At 73.3% G+C, this 802-nt stretch carries 1 protein-coding gene and 1 pseudogene; both read left to right on the top strand.

From position 1 onward, the window contains the following. Window positions 1–205 (top strand): annotated as a pseudogene (locus ASF38_RS18290) (hypothetical protein); the annotation flags it as partial. Then, a partial coding sequence (locus ASF38_RS17800; RefSeq protein ID WP_056573582.1) for an SDR family oxidoreductase occupies window positions 202–802 on the top strand: 601 nt, incomplete at its 3' end. The pseudogene ASF38_RS18290 and the gene ASF38_RS17800, both read left to right, overlap by 4 nt.

The following is an 802-nucleotide window of genomic DNA, read 5'->3' as shown; positions in this document are numbered from 1 at the left end:
GGCGGCCGTGGTCTCGTTGCGCCCCGGTGCGCGGCTCACCGGGGAGGAGCTCCGGGCCTGGGCCAAGGTCCAGCTGTCCGCCTACAAGGTGCCCCGGCTCTACCAGTTCGTCGAGGCCCTCCCGAAGGGCGCGACCGGCAAGATCCTCAAGCGGGAGATCGACCGGGACGCGATCCGGGTCGCTGCCGCGGAGGTGACCGCATGAAGGTCCAGGGGCGGGTCGCCGTCGTGACCGGCGGCGCCGGCGGCATCGGCGCGGCCCTGGCCCAGCGGCTGCTGGAGCACGGTGCGAGCGTGGTGGTCACCGACCTCGACGACGTGCGCGTGAAGGACGTCGTGGAACGGCTGGACGGCGTCGCACCGGGTCGCGTGGCGGGAGTCGCGGGGGACTGTGCCGACGACGGTGACATCCGCCGCGTCCTCGACCTCGCGGCCTCGCGCTTCGGCCCGGTCGACCTCTACGCCGCCAACGCCGGGGTGGGCCTCGGCCAGGGACTCGAGGCCACGGAGGCCGAGTGGGACACCTCGATCGACGTGAACGTCCGGTCCCACGTGCGGGCCGCCCGTCTGCTCGTCCCGGGCTGGCTCGAGCGGGGCGATGGCTACTTCCTCAGCACCGCGTCGGCGGCCGGCCTGGTCACGCAGATCGGCTCGGCCACCTACTCCGTCACGAAGCACGCCGCGGTCGCGTTCTCGGAGTGGCTCTCGGTCACGTACGGGTCGCGGGGCGTCGCGGTGAGCTGCCTGTGCCCGATGGGGGTCAACACCGACATGCTCAACGGTGGCGCCGAGTCCGACGACG

This window comes from Aeromicrobium sp. Leaf272 (assembly GCF_001422865.1).
Classification (GTDB): Bacteria; Actinomycetota; Actinomycetes; order Propionibacteriales; family Nocardioidaceae; genus Aeromicrobium.
The sequence above is the reverse complement of the archived record's forward strand: the minus strand, read 5'-3'. Positions and strand labels throughout refer to the sequence as shown.